This is a genomic window from Sulfitobacter aestuarii, assembly GCF_042685005.1.
Taxonomy (GTDB): domain Bacteria; phylum Pseudomonadota; class Alphaproteobacteria; order Rhodobacterales; family Rhodobacteraceae; genus Sulfitobacter; species Sulfitobacter aestuarii.
The window spans coordinates 217,462-237,874 of sequence record NZ_JBHUMP010000001.1; the positions used below are offsets into that span (position 1 = coordinate 217,462).

At 64.2% G+C, this 20,413-nt stretch carries 23 protein-coding genes; 12 read left to right on the forward strand and 11 right to left on the reverse strand.

Annotated features, from left to right (window positions below):
- Window positions 1–3: 3 nt before the first annotated feature.
- A complete protein-coding gene (locus ACFSUD_RS01110) occupies window positions 4–348 on the reverse strand; it encodes a hypothetical protein (protein WP_386370630.1) in 345 nt (114 codons plus the stop codon).
- 171 nt (window positions 349–519) lie between these two features.
- Between ACFSUD_RS01110 and ACFSUD_RS01115 the strand changes: the two genes are divergently transcribed.
- The 4 genes from ACFSUD_RS01115 (at window position 520) to ACFSUD_RS01130 (ending at window position 3,889) form a co-directional block, all read left to right on the forward strand.
- A complete protein-coding gene (locus ACFSUD_RS01115) occupies window positions 520–1,494 on the forward strand; it encodes a glutathione S-transferase family protein (RefSeq protein ID WP_386370632.1) in 975 nt (324 codons plus the stop codon).
- 89 nt (window positions 1,495–1,583) lie between these two features.
- Window positions 1,584–2,525 (forward strand): threonine-phosphate decarboxylase, encoded by a 942-nt coding sequence (locus ACFSUD_RS01120; RefSeq protein WP_386370633.1) that lies wholly within the window; start codon window positions 1,584–1,586, stop codon window positions 2,523–2,525.
- A complete protein-coding gene (gene cbiB / locus ACFSUD_RS01125; RefSeq protein WP_386370635.1) occupies window positions 2,522–3,436 on the forward strand; it encodes an adenosylcobinamide-phosphate synthase CbiB in 915 nt (304 codons plus the stop codon). Before ACFSUD_RS01120 ends, cbiB begins: the two co-directional genes overlap by 4 nt.
- Before the next feature lie 48 nt (window positions 3,437–3,484).
- Window positions 3,485–3,889 carry a rhodanese-like domain-containing protein gene (locus ACFSUD_RS01130; RefSeq protein ID WP_386370637.1) on the forward strand — a complete coding sequence of 135 codons (405 nt, stop codon included), beginning with the start codon at window positions 3,485–3,487 and terminating at the stop codon, window positions 3,887–3,889.
- Window positions 3,890–3,938: 49 nt separating this feature from the next.
- On the opposite strand, the gene ACFSUD_RS01135 is transcribed toward ACFSUD_RS01130, so the two are convergent.
- The 7 genes from ACFSUD_RS01135 to ACFSUD_RS01165 form a co-directional block, all read right to left on the reverse strand.
- Window positions 3,939–7,394: a chromosome segregation SMC family protein gene (locus tag ACFSUD_RS01135; RefSeq protein WP_386370639.1), complete on the reverse strand. Its 3,456-nt coding sequence runs from the start codon at window positions 7,392–7,394 to the stop codon at window positions 3,939–3,941.
- Window positions 7,395–7,604: 210 nt separating this feature from the next.
- On the reverse strand, window positions 7,605–7,922 hold the full coding sequence (locus ACFSUD_RS01140; protein ID WP_386370641.1) for a hypothetical protein: 318 nt from the start codon (window positions 7,920–7,922) through the stop codon (window positions 7,605–7,607).
- A gap of 122 nt (window positions 7,923–8,044) precedes the next feature.
- Window positions 8,045–8,605, reverse strand: a complete 561-nt coding sequence (locus ACFSUD_RS01145; RefSeq protein ID WP_386370643.1) for a F0F1 ATP synthase subunit B — start codon at window positions 8,603–8,605, stop codon at window positions 8,045–8,047.
- Between the two features lie 3 nt (window positions 8,606–8,608).
- Window positions 8,609–9,169 carry a F0F1 ATP synthase subunit B' gene (locus ACFSUD_RS01150; protein WP_386370644.1) on the reverse strand — a complete coding sequence of 187 codons (561 nt, stop codon included), beginning with the start codon at window positions 9,167–9,169 and terminating at the stop codon, window positions 8,609–8,611.
- 89 nt (window positions 9,170–9,258) lie between these two features.
- Window positions 9,259–9,483: a F0F1 ATP synthase subunit C gene (locus ACFSUD_RS01155; RefSeq protein WP_084351458.1), complete on the reverse strand. Its 225-nt coding sequence runs from the start codon at window positions 9,481–9,483 to the stop codon at window positions 9,259–9,261.
- A 56-nt stretch (window positions 9,484–9,539) separates the two neighbouring features.
- A complete protein-coding gene (locus tag ACFSUD_RS01160) occupies window positions 9,540–10,313 on the reverse strand; it encodes a F0F1 ATP synthase subunit A (protein WP_386370646.1) in 774 nt (257 codons plus the stop codon).
- A gap of 1 nt (window position 10,314) precedes the next feature.
- Window positions 10,315–10,668: an AtpZ/AtpI family protein gene (locus ACFSUD_RS01165; RefSeq protein WP_386370648.1), complete on the reverse strand. Its 354-nt coding sequence runs from the start codon at window positions 10,666–10,668 to the stop codon at window positions 10,315–10,317.
- A gap of 220 nt (window positions 10,669–10,888) precedes the next feature.
- Between ACFSUD_RS01165 and ACFSUD_RS01170 the strand changes: the two genes are divergently transcribed.
- The gene (locus ACFSUD_RS01170; protein WP_386370649.1) at window positions 10,889–11,233 is read left to right on the forward strand and encodes an ArsR/SmtB family transcription factor; all 345 of its coding nucleotides are present in this window, start codon (window positions 10,889–10,891) and stop codon (window positions 11,231–11,233) included.
- Between the two features lie 187 nt (window positions 11,234–11,420).
- Here the strand turns inward: ACFSUD_RS01170 and ACFSUD_RS01175 are convergent, their stop codons facing one another.
- On the reverse strand, window positions 11,421–12,284 hold the full coding sequence (locus tag ACFSUD_RS01175; RefSeq protein WP_386371084.1) for a DMT family transporter: 864 nt from the start codon (window positions 12,282–12,284) through the stop codon (window positions 11,421–11,423).
- 32 nt (window positions 12,285–12,316) lie between these two features.
- Window positions 12,317–13,195, reverse strand: a complete 879-nt coding sequence (locus tag ACFSUD_RS01180) for a LysR family transcriptional regulator (protein ID WP_386370651.1) — start codon at window positions 13,193–13,195, stop codon at window positions 12,317–12,319.
- A gap of 113 nt (window positions 13,196–13,308) precedes the next feature.
- On the opposite strand from ACFSUD_RS01180, the gene ACFSUD_RS01185 reads away from it, so the two are divergent.
- The 7 genes from ACFSUD_RS01185 (at window position 13,309) to trmD (ending at window position 18,909) form a co-directional block, all read left to right on the forward strand.
- On the forward strand, window positions 13,309–13,893 hold the full coding sequence (locus ACFSUD_RS01185) for an FMN-dependent NADH-azoreductase (RefSeq protein ID WP_386370653.1): 585 nt from the start codon (window positions 13,309–13,311) through the stop codon (window positions 13,891–13,893).
- 249 nt (window positions 13,894–14,142) lie between these two features.
- Entirely contained in the window at window positions 14,143–15,642 is a 1,500-nt protein-coding gene (gene ffh / locus ACFSUD_RS01190) for a signal recognition particle protein (RefSeq protein WP_386370655.1), read from the forward strand.
- Window positions 15,643–15,727: 85 nt separating this feature from the next.
- Window positions 15,728–16,024: a chorismate mutase gene (locus tag ACFSUD_RS01195; RefSeq protein ID WP_386370657.1), complete on the forward strand. Its 297-nt coding sequence runs from the start codon at window positions 15,728–15,730 to the stop codon at window positions 16,022–16,024.
- Between the two features lie 60 nt (window positions 16,025–16,084).
- A complete protein-coding gene (rpsP, locus tag ACFSUD_RS01200) occupies window positions 16,085–16,471 on the forward strand; it encodes a 30S ribosomal protein S16 (protein WP_386370659.1) in 387 nt (128 codons plus the stop codon).
- Window positions 16,472–16,487: 16 nt separating this feature from the next.
- Window positions 16,488–17,117 (forward strand): 5,6-dimethylbenzimidazole synthase, encoded by a 630-nt coding sequence (gene bluB / locus ACFSUD_RS01205; RefSeq protein WP_386370661.1) that lies wholly within the window; start codon window positions 16,488–16,490, stop codon window positions 17,115–17,117.
- 145 nt (window positions 17,118–17,262) lie between these two features.
- On the forward strand, window positions 17,263–17,784 hold the full coding sequence (rimM, locus tag ACFSUD_RS01210; protein ID WP_386370662.1) for a ribosome maturation factor RimM: 522 nt from the start codon (window positions 17,263–17,265) through the stop codon (window positions 17,782–17,784).
- A 330-nt stretch (window positions 17,785–18,114) separates the two neighbouring features.
- Window positions 18,115–18,909, forward strand: a complete 795-nt coding sequence (gene trmD / locus ACFSUD_RS01215) for a tRNA (guanosine(37)-N1)-methyltransferase TrmD (RefSeq protein ID WP_386370664.1) — start codon at window positions 18,115–18,117, stop codon at window positions 18,907–18,909.
- On the opposite strand, the gene ACFSUD_RS01220 is transcribed toward trmD, so the two are convergent.
- Entirely contained in the window at window positions 18,906–20,069 is a 1,164-nt protein-coding gene (locus ACFSUD_RS01220) for a benzoate/H(+) symporter BenE family transporter (RefSeq protein ID WP_386370666.1), read from the reverse strand. The genes trmD and ACFSUD_RS01220 overlap by 4 nt on opposite strands.
- Window positions 20,070–20,413: the final 344 nt, after the last annotated feature.

Sequence of the window (20,413 nt, forward strand, 5' to 3'; positions counted from 1 at the left end):
GGCCTATTCGATCAGCGCGACCGGCGCATTATCGGGACGCTCAAAATCCAGCGCCGCGGCATCGGCGACCGCCGTGGCGCGTTTGAACTCGTAATGCATTTCGCCAGCCTCCTCGTCGGAAGCCACGATAAGACACTGAAACAGGTGGTTGGCCCCGTCATAGAGATCAACCAGCCCGCGCAGATACGGCGCCGTCTCCGCTTCCAGTGCGAAACCTGTCTTCCACATGCGCAGCACCTTGTGCTGCTTGCCGTCCACCTCGATGCGCAACCGAGACGCTTTGCGCAGCGCGGAAAGGCGCGCCGCGTCGAGCCCCGCCTGCACTTCCTTTGACAAAATCGCTTCCATGATATCCCCCAGCTTGTGTCTCAAGGCTGCCTTAAACCTAGGGATAATCAAGTTAATTTTTTATGACATCCGGCCTTTGTGCATTGCCGCAACGCGCATGTGCGACGCCTGCCAAGGTCGCAATGCACTCGACACGCTATATGTTCTCCATGACAAGCGAAGGAGAACAACATGGGCCTATTGGTCAACGGCGAATGGCGGGATGTGGGTTATGACACCGATTCCTCGGGCGGCAAGTTCGAACGTTCGGAAACCCAATTCCGCAACTGGATCACCCCGGACGGTGCCCCCGGCCCGCGCGGCAGGGGGGGATTTGCGGCAGAATCAGGCCGCTATCACCTTTATGTCAGCCTCGCCTGCCCCTGGGCGCATCGCACCTTGATCTTTCGCCGGTTCAAGGGACTGGCCGATCACATCGACGTCTCTGTCGTGCATCCCGATCTGCTTGGCGAAGGCTGGACCTTCGACCAGGATTTTCCCTGCACCAGCGGCGACAGGTTGCATGACCTGCCCTATCTGCGCGACATCTATCTCAGAGCCGATCAAGAGGCTTCCGGCCGGGTGACGGTGCCGGTGCTCTGGGACAGGAAACAGGATACCATTGTCTCCAACGAATCCGCCGAGATCATCCGCATGTTCAACAATGCCTTCGACGGCATCACCGGAAACGATGGCGACTATTACCCCGAAACACTGCGCCGGGAGATCGACGAGATCAACGACCGGGTCTATGACAGCGTCAACAACGGTGTCTACAAGGCCGGTTTCGCCACCAGCCAGAGCGCCTATGACGAGGCGGTCTATCCGCTGTTCGACAGTCTCGACTGGATCGAGGATATCCTTTCCAAGCAACGCTACCTTGTCGGTGCGCGGCTGACCGAGGCCGACTGGCGGCTGTTCACCACACTGGTGCGGTTCGACAAGGTCTATCACCAGCATTTCAAATGCAATCGTCGGCGGATCGTCGATTATCCGAATCTCTGGGCCTATACCCGCGAACTCTATCAATATCCCGGTGTCGCCGAGACCGTGAATTTCGAGCATATCGTGCGTCATTACCATTACAGCCACGACAGCATCAATCCGCAGCGGATCATCCCGATCAACCCGATACTAGATTTCGAAGCACCACACGGTCGCGGCTGAACGCTTGGCGCTTGATCGCAAGGGCGTTTTCAGCTTTGTGCAGGTGCAGAGGCGGCAGGCCCGCGCTCGGAAACGCGGTGGGGGGCGATGTGACAGAGGCGAAGCGCGACCATGGCGGCGGTGTCGATGCGGCGGCCGCCCGTTTCGGCGGGCATCGGGCGGAATGGCTCGATCTGTCCACCGGGATAAACCCGGTTCCCTATCCCGTTCCCGCAATGGCATCGGATGTCTGGACGGCCCTGCCCGACCGGGACGCGCAAAACCGGGCGATCGACGCAGCGCGCTGTTTCTGGGAGGTTCCCGAATCCGCCGCGATCCTTGCCGTGCCGGGGGCTTCCGCCGCCATCGTCCATATCCCGCGCCTTGCCGCGCCGGGCAGAGTTGCGATTCCGGCGCCGACCTATAACGAACATGCGGCGAGTTTCATGCAAGCCGGTTGGCAGGTGACAGAGGCGGACGGCACTGCCAGCGTGCGTGTCCATCCCAACAACCCCGACGGACGCTTCTGGCGCGCCGATGATCTGGACGGCGAGCTGCGGATCATCGACGAGAGTTTTTGCGACATCGCGCCCGACGCCAGCCTGATTCATGAAGCGACGAAACCCGGTACGCTGATCCTCAAGAGCTTCGGCAAGTTCTGGGGGCTGGCCGGTCTCCGCCTCGGCTTCGTGATCGGCGATGCTGAATTTATCGCGCGACTTGGCGCCATGCTCGGCCCCTGGCCGGTCTCGGGTCCGGCCCTGCATATCGGCGCAACCGCGCTGCGGGATCGGGGCTGGGCAGAAGCCACGCGCTTGCGGTTGGCGGCGGACGCAGCTCGGCTCGACGAGCTGATCTGCAGAGGCGATGCGACGCTTGTCGGCGGCAGCAATCTGTTCCGTCTCTACGACGTGGCCGACTCCGCGCTTTGGCAGGACCATCTCGCCCGACAGCGGATCTGGAGCCGTGTCTTCCCCTATAACCCGCGCTGGCTGCGCCTTGGCCTTCCTGCTGCCGAGGGCTGGGAGCGGCTGGAAAACGCCCTGCGATGAATACCGCGCTGTTGCTGGTCTGCGCCCTGCTGCTCGATGCGCTGTTCGGTGAGCCCGACTGGCTCTGGCAGCGCCTGCCGCATCCGGCGGTGCTGATGGGCCGTGCCGTCGCATTCCTTGACAAGCGCCTGAACCAGGGCCGCTCCCGGTTCGCCAAGGGCGCGCTGAGCGTGGCGCTGCTGGTGCTCGCGGCCGGTCTGCTCGGCGCTCTGCTGAGCCTGCTCGGTCCGCTGGTGGAGATCCTGCTCGCAGCGATATTGCTGGCGCAGCGCTCACTGGTAGCGCATGTGCGCGCGGTGGCCGACGGGCTGCGAATCTCGCTACCGGAGGGCCGCCGCGCAGTAGGGATGATTGTCAGCCGCGATACCGACGCGATGCCGACGCCAAACATATGCCGTTCCGCCATCGAAAGCGCCGCCGAAAATCTTGGCGACGGGGTGGTCGCTCCGGCCTTCTGGTTCCTGATCGGGGGCCTGCCCGGCATCTTCATCTACAAGATCGTCAACACCGCCGACAGCATGATCGGTTATCGCAATACCCGTTATGAGCAATTCGGCAAGGCCGCCGCCCGTCTCGATGACCTGCTGAACCTGATCCCGGCCCGGCTGACCGCCCTGCTCATCGCCCTGCCCGGGGGCGTCATGGGGGATTGGGCCGCAATCCGCGAAGACGCCGCCCGGCACCGGTCCCCCAACGCCGGCTGGCCCGAAGCGGCCACGGCTCGCGCCATCGACGTCGCGCTTTCCGGGCCGCGCGCCTATGATGGTGTCATGCAGCAATTCGCCTGGGTCAACGGCAGCGGCGGCCGAGACATCGGCCCGCCCGACATCGATAGATCCGTCACCTGCCTCTGGCAAGCCTGGACGCTGATGTTGCTCGCCACACTGGGTCTCGGACTGGTGCTGAGTTGACGAAAGGCCAGTCGACCTCCTAGTTTCCTATTCAACGGAGAGGTACCCATGGCCCTGAAGAAAACCGCCGCCCAAATGGTCGCAGAATCCCGCGCCCGGATCGAGGAGATCGACAGCACCGTCGCCGTCGCGATGCTCGATGACCCCAATGTGCAATTCGTCGATCTGCGCGACCCGCGCGAACGCGAACGCAGCGGGTATATTCCCGGGGCGTTTCACTGTCCGCGCGGCATGCTCGAATTCTGGGTGGACCCCGAAAGCCCCTATTTCAAGGAGGTTTTCGCAGAAGACAGCAAGTTCGTCTTTCACTGTGCCTCGGGCTGGCGCTCGGCCATTTCGGTTGCCACCCTGCAGGATATGGGTTTCGAAGCCGCCCATCTGCGCGACGGATTCGCGGGTTGGGAGAAGGCCGGAGGGCCGGTGGAGAGGCGGACATCCAAGGACAATCGCTGACCCGGGCGACCCGGCCTGCCGAAGAACGACCCGAACCGCGGGTCAATGGTCAGGCGACCAGGGATTCGGCCTTCTTGAGATCGACGGAAACCAGCTGGCTGACGCCCTGTTCGGCCATGGTCACACCGAACAGCCGGTCCATCCGCGACATTGTCACAGCATGATGGGTGATAATCAGGAAACGCGTGTCCGTCTGGCGACACATCTCGTCAAGCAGGTCGCAGAACCGCGTCACATTGGCGTCGTCGAGCGGCGCGTCGACCTCGTCCAACACGCAGATCGGCGCCGGATTGGCGAGGAAGACGGCGAAGATCAACGCCATCGCGGTCAATGTCTGCTCCCCGCCGGACAACAGGCTCAGCGTGCTCAACTTCTTGCCGGGCGGCTGACACATGATCTCGAGCCCCGCCTCGAGCGGATCATCGGATTCGACCATCACGAGATTGGCCTCACCGCCCCCGAACAGATGGGTGAAGAGCATCGAGAAGTTCGAGTTGACCTGATCGAAAGCGCTCAGCAGGCGTTCGCGGCCTTCCTTGTTGAGCCCGGCAATGCCGCTGCGTAGGGTCTTGATCGCCTCTTCGAGATCGGCCTTCTCCCCGGCAAGCAGGTCATGCTCCTCGCGCACGGCAGTGGCATCATCCTCGGCCCGCAGGTTCACCGCGCCGAGCGTATCCCGCTGGCGCCGGAGCCGGGTCACCTCGGCTTCCAGCGCGTCGATACCCGGCATCGCGTCCACAGCCGTGCCAAGCTCACGCAATAGCGCCTCTGGGCTGAGCTGCTGCACCTCGGAGATCCGCTCTGCTGCCTGCGTCAATGTCTCGTGCGCGGCATCGCTGCGCGCCTCGGCGCGGGCGCGAGTCTCACGGGCATCGGAGGCCGAACGCTCCGCATCGCGCTCGGCCTGCGTGGCCTCACGCAATGCCGCCTCGGCCCCGGCCAGCCCTTCGGTCGCAGCCGTGCGGCGGCTTTCGGCATCGGCAAGCGAAATGGCGAGCGCGGCCCGCTCACCGGCAATCTTGCCCGGCGCGCTGCCGGCCTCGGCCAGTTCCGCCTCGGCGCCAGCCTTGCGGTTCACCAATTCGGTGCTGCGCTCTGCGGCATTGTCGAGCCGCTGCTGCCAATTGTTGATCTCGCGGACGATCTCCTCCTGACGGCGGCTGCGGCTCTCACCGTCACGGCGCAATTCGTCATGGGAGGAAAGGCGGGTCATCATCATGATCCGCGCCGCCTCCACCGCCATGCGCAGTTCTTCGACCGATTTGCGGGCCGCGCCGAGATCATCGAGATCAAGCATCGCGCGCTCGGCCTCGAGCACCCGGCCACGGGCGGCCATGGCTTCGTCCTCGTGCCGTTTCACCGCGATCCCCAGCGATTCCAGCCGTCCCTCGGCGAGGTTGCGATCCGCCTCCGCGCGGCTCAGCGCGCGACCGGCTTCGGCGACCTGCCGGTCAGCGTCGCGGCGTGCCTCGCGGGCCTGTTTGTCGGCGGCTGATTGTGCGGCGAGCAGCTGCTGCTCTTCCTCATGCGCCACCCGCGCCACATCGCTGCGCGCCTCCGCTTCCGCGAGGGACTTTCTCAGGCTTTCGAGCCGATTCAATTGCTGCAGACGCAGCGCCGCAGCAGAGGGCGCGTCTTCGGCGGCGGCGCGATAACCGTCCCAGCGCCAGAGATCGCCCGCTTGCGAAACCAGCCGCTGACCGGGCAGAAGATCACCCTGCAACCTTGCGCCAAGCTCGGGTTCCACCAATCCGATCTGCGCCATGCGTCGCTCAAGCACCTCGGGCGCCGTGACATGCTGACCAAGCGGCGTGACCCCCGGCGGGAGGGGCTGCGGCGTTGCATAGGCTGACAGTTCGGCCCAACCGGTTGGCACATCCGCGTCGATGGCCGGGGCACGGAGATCATCGGACAGAGCTGCCCCCAGCGCCTTTTCAAAGCCCGGCGCGACCTGCAGCCGGTCAAGGAGCTGCTCCCCTTCGGCGGCGTCGCGTTCCACCAGCGTGGCCAAGGCCGCGACTTCCGCACGCAGCGCGTTCATCTCGCCTTCCGCTTCGGATCTTTTGTCGCGCGCCACGGCTTCACGGCCCTGCGTCTCCGCCCGTGTTTCCTCCGCCCGCAGCAGCGCTTCATCCGCGGCTGCCGCCGCGTTCACCGCTGCTGTTTCGGCGTGTTTGGCGGCTTCGAAATCCTCTGCCGACCTGTCCAGCGCCGCCTTGCTGTCGGCGACCGCCCGCTGCGCCTTCTGCGCCTCGGTCTCCGACTTGGCCTGGATCTTGCGGTTATCGGCGAGCAGGCGCTGCGCGGTATTGTGCCGCGCGGCGAGGCGCGCGACATCCTCGGTCTGGGCGGCGAGTTCCGTCTCTCGGCCTTGCAATATCTCCGCGGCCTCGCAGGCGGCCAGCGCGCCAGCTTCGAGCGCATCCTCGTGCCCGGTGTTCGCACGGGTCAGCTCGACCGCTTCCGCTTTCAACCCGGCGATGGTCTCTTCGGCATCACGATTGAGCTCCGCTTCGCGGTCGATGTCGCGGCCAAGCTGGGCGATCCGCGCTTCCAGCGTGGCGATCGTCTTGCGCGCACGGTCTTCCTGCTCGGCCAGCGTATCGCGCTGCACCGTCAGGCGTTGCAGCAATGCCGTGGCGATGGTTTCCTCCTCGCGCAGGGGCGGCAGGGAATCCTCGGCGGCCTGACGCGCCGCCAGCGCCTGCTTGACGATCGTCTCGGCCTGCGCCGCCGCGGTGATCCGTTGGCGTAACTCATCCTCCGTGCGCAGGCGCGCTGCGTCGGCTTCATGCCAGCGCCGGTAGAGTAGCATCCCCTCGCTGCGCCGCAGCTCCTCGCCGATCTCACGGTAGCGCGCCGCCTGACGGGCCTGACGGGCCAGTTGTGACAGCTGCGTCGCAAGCTGTTCGATGATGTCTTCGACGCGCGCCAGATTCGCCTCGGCGCTGTTCAGCTTCAGCTCGGCCTCGTGGCGCCGTTGGTAAAGACCGGAAATCCCCGCCGCCTCTTCAAGAATGCGACGGCGGTTGCGCGGCTTGGCATTGATCAGCTCGGCGATCTGCCCCTGCCGGACCAGCGCCGGACTATGCGCACCGGTCGAGGCATCGGCAAAGAGCATCTGCACATCGCGCGCACGCACCTCCTTGCCGCCGGCCTTGTAGGCGCTGCCGACATCGCGGGTGATGCGGCGGGTGATCTCCAACGCGTCATGGTCGTTGAAACCAGCGGGAGCGAGCCGCTCGGCGTTGTCGATATGCAGCGCGACTTCGGCGAAGTTGCGGGCCGGTCGGGTCGCCGCACCGGCGAAGATGACGTCTTCCATGCCACCACCGCGCATCGCAGTCGGGCGGTTCTCACCCATCACCCAGCGCAGCGCCTCAAGCAGGTTGGACTTGCCGCAGCCATTGGGACCAACAACTCCGGTCAGCCCGTCGGAGATGATCAGGTCGGTCGGGTCGACGAAGCTTTTGAAGCCGGTCAGTCTGAGTTTGGAAAAACGCAAGGGGCGGTCCGCTCCGATGTTTCAGTCTATACCGCGAATGTGCCGGAGGCAGCTGCGACGAGTCAATCGCACCACACTATCAAAGGGGGTGTTTACCATCTTATCCACAAGATATTGCGTCAGCCGACGAGATGCAACTTCATTGCAAATCGGGTCATTCTGCCAGCGGACCTAGCCCGCTCGAAGCGACTGCGCAATCCCTACGCGGGATCAATCATGCGGAACCGGGCGGTTTTTCGCACAATCGAGCACGCCTGTCGACAGCGCCTGATCGCCGTACACTTCCATGACGCGGCAGCCGCTGACAAGCGCCATTGCACGGCCTGCCCGTGACCGGATAGGGCCGAAACGGGGTGCGTATTGCACGTTGACACGCGTTGCCTCGGCCAGCTCACCGCGATGACGCACATCGAAGGTTGACCCATCTACCGTCACGCGTGTGGCAGCCAGATCGCGGAAATGCGGCCCCGGCACGTTACAAGCCGAGAAAGCAAGAGCGATGAGCAAGAGGAGGGTGGAGCGGATCATGCGACGGAGAATGGCGGGGATAGGTTACCGCGGGTTTAACAGACAAGATTATGCTGGCCTGTCCGAAACAAAAAACCCGGCCATGGGCCGGGTCTTTCCGTCTCTGAAAGGGGCAACGCCGCCTAGTGCAGCTTGGCGTCCACCTGGGCGATGGAGTCGTCGATCAGCTTGTTGCTGTCAGCAGCGCTCATCTGCTTGGCGATCACCTCGCGGGCCGCGGCCACGGCAATGATCACCGCCTGGTCGCGCACTTCCTTCACCGCGGCAGCCTCGGCGGAGCCGATCTGCTCTTCCGCGGCGGCCATGCGCCGCTCCAGCGACTTGGCGAGGTCGAGCCGTGCCTGTTCGGCGGCGGCATTGGCCTCTTCCTTGGCGGCGGAGACGATGCGATCTGCCTGATCCTGCACGTCTTTCTGCTTGCGCTCATAGCTGGCAAGCAGCGTCTGCGCTTCTTCGCGCAGGGCGCGGGCTTCGTCGAGTTCGCTCTTGATCCCCTCGGCGCGCTTGTCCAGCATCCCGGCCATCAGCGATGGCACCTTGAAATAGAACAGCACCGCGATGAACAGCAGGAAAGCAAGCAGCACCACGAAATCGGTGTTGTGCAGCGATACGAAGGGGCCTTCGGCGGCGAGCGCCGGACCGGCCAGAAGCGCGGCGGTCAGGGCGGAAAAAGTCAAACGCATTGTCTATCCCTTCATCCGGGCCGCAACGGCCGCATCGACGGTTTGCGCGTCGGCCTCGACGCCGAGTGCGGCAACGATCTCCCGGGCCGTGTCTCGGGCCACGTCCTTGACATTTTCCAACGCCCCGGCACGAATTTCGGAGATCGCTCTCTCGGACTCGGCCGATTTGGCGGCAATCTCGGCATCCGCCTTGGCGATGGCCACGTCGAGGTCGGCCTGGATGTCGGCCCTTGCATCCGCAACGATGCGCTGTGCCTCGGCACGGGCATCGAGCAGCGCCTTGTCATAGGCGGCCTCGGCTTCACCGGCCTTGGACTTGAGGTCCTCCGCGGCGGCGATGTCGTTGCTGATGGTGCCTTGACGTTCGGCCAGCACCCCGCCGATACGCGGCAGGGCCACGCGGGACAGGATGAAGTAGATCGCGATCAGCGCCAGGACCAGCCAGAAGATCTGGTTGCCCCAGGTCGCGAAGTCCAGCTGCGGCATGCCGGGCGCGTCGCCGGGCACGTGCATGTCAACGCCAACGGCGTCTGCCAGACCGTCGCTATGTGTTTCAGTTGCCATCTTGGCTTCTCCTTGGAAACTCTGCCGTTACTTTCGGGCGGACACGAAAATCGCGTCCGCCCGCTCGTAAGGATGTCGATTCCGAGAGCTTAGACGGCGAACATCAGCAGCAGGGCGACGAGGAACGAGAAGATCCCCAGCGCTTCTGCGAACGCGATGCCGATGAACAGGGTCGCGGTCTGACCGGCGGCTGCCGAAGGGTTGCGCAGGGCGCCGGACAGGAAGTTGCCTGCCACGTTGCCCACACCGATCGCGGCTGCGCCGGAACCGATTGCTGCCAGGCCTGCGCCGATATGTGCGAGATCGCCTTCCATGTGAATTCTCCTTACGATTGGAAGTTGAGTATTTGGACGGGATTAAGTCGCCCGAATTAGTGACCCGGATGCAGTGCGTCTTTCAGATACACGCATGTCAGGATGGTGAAGACATAGGCCTGGATGAAGGACACAAGGACCTCCAGGCCGTACATGGCGGTGATTGCCACGACCGATACCGGGCTGATGACCGCGATGGCGGCAAAGCCGGCAAACACCTTGATCACCGCGTGGCCTGCCATGACGTTGCCCGCCAGACGAATGGAATGGCTGACCGGGCGCACGAAATAGGAGATCAGCTCGATGACCGCCAGGATCGGGCGCAGCGCCAGCGGCGCCGAGGACACCCAGAACAACCCGAGGAAGGCGGCGCCGTTCTTCACAAAGCCGAGGACGGTCACCGTCAGGAACACCGCCAGCGCCAGAAGCACCGTCACGGCGAAATGCGAAGTCGGGGTGAAAGCGGTGGGGATCAGCCCGAGGAAGTTGGCGCAGACGATGAACATGAACAGGGTCATGATATAGGGGAAGTATTTCACCCCTTCCTTGCCGCAGATATCCTCGACCATCTTGTAGATGAAACCATAGGCCAGTTCGGCCACCGATTGCAGACGCCCCGGGACGATCGAGCGTTTCGAGCTGCCGAGCACCAGCAGGAGGAAGACTGCCAGCACCGCCAGCCCGGTCCAGACCGCGGCGTTGCTGATCGTATACCAGGCCACCGCGCCGTCGCCGAAGAACGGCTCGACCTTGAACTGATCCATCGGGTGAAAGACCAGACCGCCCTCTTCGGCTTCTTGGCCTGCTGCTGCGTTCACATCTGTCGCCATTTCAGGCCCCTTCGTCCTTGCCGCCCTTGGCGGGCGCATCATTTTCGGCCTCGTCGGCCAGTTTCTTGTGCTGGATTTCCCCCGCGGAGCGAAGCATCGTCTTCACCCCCGCCGCCAGACCCAGCATGACAAACAGCACCATGAAGATGGGGAGGGTGCCAAACAGCAGGTCCAACCCGTATCCGATGCCGAAACCGATCCCCAGACCGGCCACCAATTCGATCACCATGCGCCAGGCCAGGTTGGCCTGCGAATAATGCTCATCCGCCCGGGGTTTCGGCGCGCCGCGCTTCTTGGCGGCGTCGATCCGGGCCTCGAGCTGCTGCAATTGCCGCTGGCGCTCCGGGTCGGTCATGCCAAAATCCCCTTTGGATGTCTGGGGCTGGTGCTAATCTGCGGGGGGAACAGAGTCAACTCTCGTTGACCCTGTGACAAGTCGTTGTTTATATGAGTATTTATAGCATAAAGAGGCGCGGCTGATGCTTTTGCATCACAGGGTACGGCGCACAATGGGCGGCAAATGTTATTCAACCAAATGGTTGACGATGGCACTGCACTCGCCCAGATGATGAAGGATGAGCGATCCCCTGGACATCACCTTCGCTGCGCTGGCGGACCCGACGCGGCGCGCCATTCTAGCCATGCTGCTGGAAGATGACATGGCTGTCACCGATGTGGCGGAACCCTTTGCCATGTCTTTGGCAGCGATCTCGAAGCATCTGTCAGTGCTGAGTGCCGCCGGATTGATTGCTCAGGAAAAGCGCGGCCGGGTCAAATGGTGCAAGCTGGAGCCGGATGCCCTGCGTGCCGCATCGGTCTGGATGCAGGGGTTCGGGCAGTTCGAACCGGTGAACCTAGACGCGTTCGAACGGTTTCTCAGATCGGAATTGCCGGAAGACAGGGAGCAGGAGAGATCGTGAAACTCCCGTTCCGGCCGGGCAGGAACGGGAGGAAGAGCATTCAGAAAGCGCCAAATGCGAATTTGAGAATGGCCAGTACGATGACGATCAGGCCGATAATATAGATAATGCTACGCATGTCTTGATTTCCTTGTGAGCGTTACGTTCAACAGTCAACTACTGCAAGGCCTTGAAGTTCCATATGATATCACGAAACCTGCGGATCGTCATCGCGCAGGAGAAGCAGCAGGGCAAACATCGTCAGGATCACGCCGCCCAGCACCATCACCCCCGGTGCGCCATGTCCGAGCATGATCTCCCAGACAATCACCCAGGAAGGGGTCAGATAGGTATAGGCCATGACCTTGGCCGAGGGCAGCCGCAATGTCGCGAAGTGGAGGAGTACGATTGTGACCGCCGAGGCAAAGAACGTGACGTAGAACAAGGTCACCCAGACCCGTGGCGGCAGGGACGACCAGTCGGTTGCCCAGAGCATCGGCCAGCCGTAGATCAGCAGCAGCACCGCCCCGGCGGCGAATGTACCGAAGCCGAACATCGCCGGGCTCTCGCCCCGGTTCAGCCGCCGCACCAGCGGAGCATAGAGAGCATGGCTGATGCATCCGATGAAGTAGATCAGCTCACCGCGCCCGATGTCGAACGCCAGCAGCGCACTGAGATCCGCGCGAAAGATCACCCAGAGCGCGCCGGCCCCGCCGATCGCCAGCGCCGCGGAAATCCGTGCGGTCAGGCGCTGGCGCAGCAGCAGATAGGCAAAGCCGGCCACCATCAGCGGCACGAGGGTGAAGACGGCGGCGGCGCTGACCGGCGGCGCGGTCTTGAGACCCTCGAACATCAGCACGAAATAGATCGCGAAGAGCCCGCCAAGCAGGGCATGGCGCCAGGGCGACGCCAGGCTGCGCCGTGACATGCCGCCCTGTGCCATCGCCATCGCCCCGACCAACAGCGCTGCCAGACAGAAACGCAGGGCGGTGAAGGCGATCGGCGAAATGTCGTTCGCCACCAGCGCGCCAAGCGAGAACGACCCAGCGACCAGCGCCGAGAAGAACAGCATCGCCAGATGGCCCTGCCCCTGCGGACCGAGCCTCACAGAACGCCGTCCCGCATCTGTTCCTTGAGGAATTGCAGCAGGGCCTGGACCTTGGTGGTGCGGTGCAGATCGACATGGGTAACCAGCCACAGCGGCCCCGACCATTCCGGACGCGGCGCATGGATTTCCACAAGCTCCCCGTCCTGTCGCGCCTCGACTTCCGGCAGGAAGCCTATCCCGGCACCGGCCCGCACCGCGGCGGCCAGCGCGCCGACATCGGTGCTGCGGAAGGTAATCCGCTCTTCAGACACATGGGCGCGCAGCCATTGGTAATAGGGTGCCCGGCTGTTGCGGTTGTCGTGGGCAACGAAGCGATGTGCCGCGTAATCCTCCGGCCCCTGCGGGATACCCTGCGCGGCGACATAGGCCTTGCTGGCATAGGCGCCGATCTCCTGCGTGGCGAGGGCCTGCACCACATTGTCGGGCTGATCCGAGGCGCGCCCGGCGCGGATCGCGACATGTGCCTCGCCATATTCGAGCCGGAACAGCCGATCCCCCGTGAGGTATCGCACCACCACGGCCGGATGCTGCGCCTGAAACGACGCAAGCAGCGGTGCGATCTGCGGCGCCAGCGAGACCAGCGAAGTCACCACCAGATCGCCGCTCACCGCCGAGCCACGGCCCTTGATCCGGCTCACCAGCTGGCTGAATTGATCATCGGTCGCCTTGGCCACCCGCAGCAGGTCAAGCCCCGCCTCGGTTGGGGTATAGCCGCGGGCATGACGCTGGAACAGCTTGACCCCGAGCCGCCGCTCCAGCGCGTCGATGTGGCGGATTACGGTGGCATGATGCACGCCAAGCACCTCCGCGGCGCCGCTGACAGTGCCGAGCCGCGCGACGTGAAAGGCGGTCCTGACCTCATCCCAGTTTTCCACGACGCCTCCTGTGCACCGATGAACAGCTTATGTCTCATTCTGCCAGTTGCGTTCGCAGTCGCAAGGCCCATTTCATCCTTCAAGAACCCCAAAACCCGAAAGGAACCCTGCCAATGTCCATTCTTCGTATCGATTCTTCCGCCAATACCGAAACCTCGATCACCCGCGATCTCACCGATCGCATCATCGCCACGCTGGGGGATGCCGACGTCGTCACCCGTGATCTCGCGGACAGTCCGCTCCCTCAGATCACCCACACCTGGGCAATCGCACGCAGCCAGCCGGAGGAGGAGCGCAGCGCCGAGCAGAAGGAAGCGCTGTCACAATCCGACAAACTCGTTGCAGAGCTCCTGGCCGCAGACACGATCGTGATCGGCGCGCCGGTCTACAATTTCTCTATTCCTGCTGCGCTCAAGGCATGGATCGACCTGATCGCCCGCATCGGCGTGACCTTCCGCTATACCGAGAACGGGCCCGAAGGGCTGGTCAAGGGCAAGCGGGTGATCATCGCCATGGCGTCCGGCGGCACCCCGCTCGGCTCCGAGATCGACTTCAACAGCCGTTATCTGGAACATGTGCTCGGCTTCATGGGCATGAGCGACGTGACCTTCGTCGCCGCGGATGCGCTGGCCAAGGATCCCGAAGACACCATCGCCCGGGCCCATGCCAGTATCGCGGAGCTGCGCGCTGCCGCCTGACGGGCGCGGGGCCCTGCGCGCCAGTGTTGACAGCCAGGCCCTCGCAGCGTAAACGCGGCGCAATCTCCGGAAGCAAAGCCTTCCGGTCCCTGCCCGGTGCAGGGATCGCCCCCCACCAGCGTGTTACGCCCGTGGGGGCGAAACCATTTGGTTTCGGCCCCACGATGCAGCGTGGCGGGGGCATTTGTGAATTGCCGCAAGACTTCCTAGGTTGGGAGGATTGCAACCGACCATAGGGGGCCGCCGCCCATGTTTGAAAATCTAAGCGAACGCCTCTCCGGGGTCTTCGACCGCCTGACCAAACAGGGTGCGCTTTCCGAAGACGATGTGAAGACCGCCCTGCGCGAGGTCCGCGTCGCATTGCTGGAAGCGGACGTGTCGCTGCCGGTGGCGCGCGATTTCGTCAAGGCGGTGCAAGATCAGGCCACCGGCCAGGCGGTGACCAAGTCGGTCACCCCCGGCCAGCAGGTCGTCAAGATCGTCCATGACGCGCTGATCGACACGTTGAAAGGCGAAGGCGAGCCCGGCGCGCTGAAGATCGACAGCCCGCCCGCCCCGATCCTGATGGTCGGCCTGCAGGGTTCGGGCAAGACCACCACCACCGCCAAACTCGCCAAGCGGCTTAAGGACCGCGACGGCAAGCGCGTGCTGATGGCCTCGCTCGACGTCAACCGCCCCGCGGCGATGGAACAGCTGGCGATCCTCGGCATGCAGATCGGGGTCGACACATTGCCGATCGTCAAGGGCGAAGATCCCGTCGCGATCGCCAGACGAGCCAAGACCCAGGCGGCTCTGGGCGGATATGACGTTTACATGCTCGACACGGCCGGCCGCCTTTCCATCGATGAAGAGCTGATGGTCCAGGTCGCCGCGGTGCGCGATGTCGCCACCCCGCGCGAGACGCTGCTGGTGGTCGATGGCCTGACCGGTCAGGACGCGGTGCACACCGCCGAGAATTTCGATGACCGCATCGGCATCTCCGGCGTCGTCCTGACCCGTATGGACGGCGACGGCCGCGGCGGCGCGGCGCTTTCGATGCGCGCGGTCACCGGCAAGCCGATCAAATTCGTCGGACTGGGCGAGAAGATGGACGCGCTCGAAACTTTCGAGCCGGAGCGCATCGCGGGCCGCATCCTCGGCATGGGTGATATCGTCGCCCTCGTCGAGAAGGCGCAGGAAACCATCGAGGCCGAACAGGCCGAGAAGATGATGAAGCGCATGGCCAAGGGTCAGTTCAACATGAACGACCTCAAGATGCAGCTTGAACAGATGATCAAGATGGGCGGCATGCAGGGCATGATGGGCATGATGCCCGGCATGGGCAAGATGGCCAAACAGGTCGAAGACGCGGGCTTCGACGACAAGGTCCTGAAACAGCAGATCGCACTGATCCAGTCGATGACCAAGAAGGAACGCGCCAACCCGGCCCTGCTGCAGGCCAGCCGCAAGAAGCGCATCGCCAAAGGTGCCGGCATGGAGGTCTCCGACCTCAACAAGCTGATGAAAATGCACCGCCAGATGTCCGACATGATGAAGAAGATGGGCAAGATGGGCAAAGGCGGCATGCTGAAACAGGCGATGAAAGGCATGATGGGCAAGGGCGGCATGCCCGGCGGCATGGACCCCTCCCAGATGGATCCCAAGGCGCTGGAAGCGGCTGCCAAGCAGATGGGCGCCAAGCTGCCCGGTGGCATGGGCGGCGGCATGGGGCTGCCCTCCGGTCTCAGCGGTTTCGGAAAGAAGAAATGATGCCCGCCTCTCTATGCCTCCAATACTCCCGCCGGAGGCGTCCCGCCCCCGCGGCCGGAATCGCCCTTTGCCACAGGAGCGCCACATGAGCGACGCTACCGTCTTGGCCGCCGAGCTGCTGAAGAACCACCGCGCCAGCATCGACAGGCTCGACGCGATCCTCGTCTATACCCTTGGCGAGCGGTTCAAACACACCCAGGCCGTGGGGAAACTCAAGGCGGAACACGACCTTCCCCCGTCCGATCCGGCCCGTGAGGCCGCCCAGATCGAACGGCTCGAAGCCTTGGCGGAGGAGGCCGATCTCGACCCCGAATTCGCCAAGAAATTCCTGAACTTCATTATCGCCGAAGTGATCAGGCACCATCAACGACAGCAGACCTAGGGCGGGCGATCCCCGCTCTTCCTCCCAACCCCAAGACATGACCTTCAAGGAGATACTCACATGGCCATGAAAATTCGTCTCGCCCGCGGCGGCTCCAAGAAACGCCCGTTCTACCGCATTGTCGCCACCGACAGCCGCATGCCGCGCGACGGCCGCTTCATCGAGAAGCTCGGCACCTACAACCCGCTGCTGCCCAAGGACAGCGAAGACCGGGTGAAGATGGACGTCGAGAAGATCCAGGAATGGATCGCCAAGGGCGCCCAGCCGACCGACCGTGTTGCCCGCATGCTCGAAGCCGCAGGCGTCCGCGACAAGACCGAGCGCAGCAACCCCAAGAAGGGCACGCCGGGCAAGAAGGCCCAGGAACGCGTCGAAGAGAAAGCCGCCAAGAAGGCCGCAGCCGAGGAAGCCGCGAACGCTCCGGCCGACGACGCCGCGGCGGAATAAGACCGGCGGGCCCGGCATGGAACAGTTTTCCGACGAATTCCGTGCCGGGCTGCACGATCTGATGCGCTGGCGCCGCGATGTGCGCCATTTCCGCACCGATCCCGTGGACGAGGCCTTGCTGAGGCAATGCCTCGACACTTTCAGCCTAGCCCCCTCCGTCGGCCTGTCCGAACCCTGGCGCATCCTGCGGATCACCTCCGAAGACGCGCGCAGCGCGGCCTTGCAGAATTTCAGCGAGACGAATGCCCAGGCGCTGGCGGGCTATCACGGCGAGAAGGCGGCGCTCTATGCTTCGCTGAAGCTTTCGGGCATGCGAGACGCGCCGGTGCAGCTGGCGGTCTATTGCGACGAAGCGACCGACAAGGGCCATGGGCTCGGCACCGCGACGATGCCCGAAATGCGGCGGTATTCCGTCGTCGGAGCGATCAATCTGATGTGGCTCACCGCCCGCGCTCTCGGGCTCGGCATCGGCTGGGTCTCGGTGATCGATCCCGACAGGCTGAACCGCGACCTCGCCGCGCCGGAAGACTGGCGTCTGATTGCCTATCTCTGTCTTGGCTGGCCCTGCGAGACCTCGCTCACCCCTGAACTGGAAACCAGGAACTGGGAGAGCCGCGCTGCGCAGCTCGTCATCGAGTCCCGCTGATGCTGCGCCCGTTCCGTCTTGTCATCCTGCTATCGGTCGGTTTTCTTGTTGGTATCTGGTATGAACGCGCCCAGATGCGTGACCTCTGCGCCTCCGGTCAGGGCCGATGGGCCGGTTCGATCTGCGTCAATTCGGAGTTAATGAAATGAGCGAAATGATCTGTGTCGGAGCCATCGCCGGAGCCTACGGCGTGCGGGGCGAAGTGCGCATCAAGAGCTTCTGCGCCGTGCCCGAGGATATCGAAACCTACAGCCCGCTCGTCAGCGAGGACGGATCGCGGCAGTTTGCCCTGGCGCTGCTGCGGCCGATCAAGAACGGTTTCGCCGCCCGGGTCGCCGATGTTTCCAGCAAGGAAGAAGCCGATGCGCTACGCGGCACCGAGCTCTTTACCGACCGTGCCCGGCTGCCCTCCCTGCCCGATGACGAATTCTACCATGCCGACCTGATCGGTCTTGCCGTGCATGACACCGGCGGGGCTCTGCTCGGAATCGTCAAGACGGTGCAGAACCACGGCGCCGACGATCTTCTCGAACTGCAACTCGCGGGCAGTTCCGCGACGATTCTCCTGCCCTTCACCAAGGCGGCGGTGCCGACGGTCGATCTTGCCGCCGGACGGATCGTGGCGGATCCGCCACTCGGGATCCTGCCCGACCCGGACAAGGGCTGATGCCCCGGCGGATCATCCTGCACAACGGATCTCGCAAGTCCGGCACCACCACATTGCAGAATGTCCTGCATGAGAATCGCGCTGCGCCCAAACCACAGGGCGCCCTGCGCCTGTGCGGTCAGATGCTGAAGCTCTTTACGTCACCCGCGGCGATTCAACCTGGCGCGACCCGCTTAGCCTCATCAGGGTACAGCACCGTCCGGTGGCGCCGCGCTATCGCAGCGGGGATGGGGCGCTTCTGCAAACCCTGCCGGAGCTCAACCGCCGCCGCCAGGAACCGACGCAGCGCGCCGCAGCCAAGGCCGAAATCCTCATTCAAGCAGGCATTCTATGACCGATCACCCCACCCGTTCGCATGGCCGCCAGAGCATTCGCCCCAGCGCCATCCCACGCGATCTCATGGCTGAGGAACCCGCCTATACCGACATCTGGCAGGCGCGGATCATCACCCTTTTTCCCGAGCTCTTCCCCGGTGTGCTCGGCGCCAGCCTGACGGGGCGGGCCCTGCAGGACGGGCTGTGGCAGCTGCACACCCATGATCTGCGCGACTTCGGGATCGGCAAGCATCGCAATGTCGATGATACCCCGGCAGGCGGCGGCGCCGGCATGGTGCTGCGTGCCGATGTCGTCGGCCCGGCCATCGAGGCGGCCCAGCATCACGCGCGCGGGCGTTGGCCGATCCTTTACATGTCGCCCCGCGGTCGGCGTTTCGATCAGGCCATGGCGCGCGATCTGGCCGATTGCGCCGGGGTCACCATGCTCTGCGGCCGGTTCGAGGGCGTCGATGAGCGGGTGATCGAACATTACGGCATCACCGAGGTGAGTCTCGGGGATTTCGTGATGACCGGCGGCGAACTGGCGGCGCAGGCAATGATCGACGCGAGCGTGCGGCTGTTGCCGGGCGTGCTCGGCAATGCCGAGAGCGCGGTCGAGGAAAGCCATTCCGCCGGGTTGCTCGAACACCCGCAATTTACAAGGCCTGCCGACTGGCAGGGTCGGCCGATCCCGCCGGTGCTGATGTCGGGCAATCACGGCGAGATCGCCAAATGGCGGCGCGCGCAATCCGAGGAATTGACCCGTCTGCGCCGTCCCGACCTGTGGCAGAAACTTCGCGGCGAGGACTAGCGCATTCTCAACTGGCTCACCGTCTGCACCAAGCCTCCGATCAGCAATCCCCAGACCGCCGCGCCGAGCCCGAAGATCGTGATTCCCGAGGCGGTCACGAGGAAGGTGATCGCCGCGGCCTCGCGGTATTTCGGGTTTTCCAGCGCTGCGAATGTGGCATTGGCGAAAACCCCGAGCAGCGCCACACCCGCCAGCGTGCCGAGCACCATCGGTGGCGCGAGGCTCGCGAAAGCGGTGATGACCCCGGCAAACAAACCGAGCAGACAGTAGAAGATCCCGCCATTGACCGCCGACCAGAACCGCAGGCTGCGGTCCGGGTGTGAATCCTCGCTCGCACACATCGCCGCGGTGATCGCCGCCAGGCAGGTCTGCGGCGAGCCGAAGGGCGCAGTCACCACGCTGGCGAATCCGACACTGGCCAGCAGGGACCCCGGCGGCGGCGTATAGCCGAAGCTCTTCAGGATCGCGATGCCGGGGATGTTCTGCGTGGCCATGGTCACGATGAACAGCGGCACGCCGATACTGAGAATATTTCCGAGGTGGAATTCCGGCGTGACCCAGACCGGCCGCGAGATCAGCTGCTCCGGCAGCGGCACCTGGAACTCCACGGCCACCAGCGTCACCAGCGCTGCGGCGATCACCGCGGCGGGTACGGCGAAGGGTCGGCTGAACAGGCGCACTACGAACCAGGTCAACAGGATCGGCACGGCATGCCGCGGCGCCTCCGCGAGCGCGCGAAACGGCACCAGGCAAAGTGCCAGCAGAACGCCCGCGAGCATCGCCTGGGCCAGCGGCGCCGGGATCGACGCTGCAAGTCGGCCAAGCGGGCGCCAGAGGCCGGAGACCACGGTCAACAGCCCGGCAAAGAGAAAGGCGGCGACCGCTCCGGCGAAGCCATGTTCGGGCAGGGCCGAAGCCGCCAGCAGAGCGAGACCGGGGGTGGACCAGGCCACGCTGGTCGGCTGGCGCTTCCACAGGCTGAGAGCGATCCCCGCCAGCCCCATCGACAGGGCCGCCGCCATCAACCCGGAGGCCGATTGATCGGCATCGGCACCCATGGCCACAAGCCCCTGCAGGATGATCGGAAAGGAGCTGAAAAAACCCACGATCGCGACGACAAGCCCGGTCGAGATCGTCTGCGCGGGCGGAAAGAATACCATCAAAATACGGCCCTCGGAAATTGGAACTGCCCAGCTGGGCGCACCCTAGGCGCGGCGCCGCGCGAGAGCAATGTGCCGGGGGAAGGGCATTTTCCTACGCCTCCCCCATCCGATGGGCCGACCGGTCTGTTTCGGCTATCGGCCTGCGCGTCGCCCCTTGATCCGTGCAATAATCCGCCCTATACCGCCCAGGTCTGGAATCACCCGTGGGTTCCGGACGCGTCTGCTGTGGCAGATGCTGTGCAAGGAACGACGATGCTACCTCCGGCGGGCGCCCAAGGGCCGTCCCGACAGATCCCGAAGCTCTTGGATCGCAGAAAACTTCGTGGCCCAACCACGAGCAT

Coding starts and splice junctions, on each gene's coding strand:
- ACFSUD_RS01110 (WP_386370630.1), bottom strand. CDS start 348: ATGGAAGCGATTTTGTCAAAGGAAGTGCAGGCGGGGCTCGACGCGGCG.
- ACFSUD_RS01115 (WP_386370632.1), top strand. CDS start 520: ATGGGCCTATTGGTCAACGGCGAATGGCGGGATGTGGGTTATGACACC.
- cbiB (WP_386370635.1), top strand. CDS start 2,522: ATGAATACCGCGCTGTTGCTGGTCTGCGCCCTGCTGCTCGATGCGCTG.
- ACFSUD_RS01130 (WP_386370637.1), top strand. CDS start 3,485: ATGGCCCTGAAGAAAACCGCCGCCCAAATGGTCGCAGAATCCCGCGCC.
- ACFSUD_RS01140 (WP_386370641.1), bottom strand. CDS start 7,922: ATGATCCGCTCCACCCTCCTCTTGCTCATCGCTCTTGCTTTCTCGGCT.
- ACFSUD_RS01145 (WP_386370643.1), bottom strand. CDS start 8,605: ATGCGTTTGACTTTTTCCGCCCTGACCGCCGCGCTTCTGGCCGGTCCG.
- ACFSUD_RS01150 (WP_386370644.1), bottom strand. CDS start 9,169: ATGGCAACTGAAACACATAGCGACGGTCTGGCAGACGCCGTTGGCGTT.
- ACFSUD_RS01155 (WP_084351458.1), bottom strand. CDS start 9,483: ATGGAAGGCGATCTCGCACATATCGGCGCAGGCCTGGCAGCAATCGGT.
- ACFSUD_RS01160 (WP_386370646.1), bottom strand. CDS start 10,313: ATGGCGACAGATGTGAACGCAGCAGCAGGCCAAGAAGCCGAAGAGGGC.
- ACFSUD_RS01165 (WP_386370648.1), bottom strand. CDS start 10,668: ATGACCGACCCGGAGCGCCAGCGGCAATTGCAGCAGCTCGAGGCCCGG.
- ACFSUD_RS01170 (WP_386370649.1), top strand. CDS start 10,889: ATGAGCGATCCCCTGGACATCACCTTCGCTGCGCTGGCGGACCCGACG.
- ACFSUD_RS01175 (WP_386371084.1), bottom strand. CDS start 12,284: ATGCTGTTCTTCTCGGCGCTGGTCGCTGGGTCGTTCTCGCTTGGCGCG.
- ACFSUD_RS01185 (WP_386370653.1), top strand. CDS start 13,309: ATGTCCATTCTTCGTATCGATTCTTCCGCCAATACCGAAACCTCGATC.
- ffh (WP_386370655.1), top strand. CDS start 14,143: ATGTTTGAAAATCTAAGCGAACGCCTCTCCGGGGTCTTCGACCGCCTG.
- ACFSUD_RS01195 (WP_386370657.1), top strand. CDS start 15,728: ATGAGCGACGCTACCGTCTTGGCCGCCGAGCTGCTGAAGAACCACCGC.
- rpsP (WP_386370659.1), top strand. CDS start 16,085: ATGGCCATGAAAATTCGTCTCGCCCGCGGCGGCTCCAAGAAACGCCCG.
- bluB (WP_386370661.1), top strand. CDS start 16,488: ATGGAACAGTTTTCCGACGAATTCCGTGCCGGGCTGCACGATCTGATG.
- rimM (WP_386370662.1), top strand. CDS start 17,263: ATGAGCGAAATGATCTGTGTCGGAGCCATCGCCGGAGCCTACGGCGTG.
- trmD (WP_386370664.1), top strand. CDS start 18,115: ATGACCGATCACCCCACCCGTTCGCATGGCCGCCAGAGCATTCGCCCC.
- ACFSUD_RS01220 (WP_386370666.1), bottom strand. CDS start 20,069: ATGGTATTCTTTCCGCCCGCGCAGACGATCTCGACCGGGCTTGTCGTC.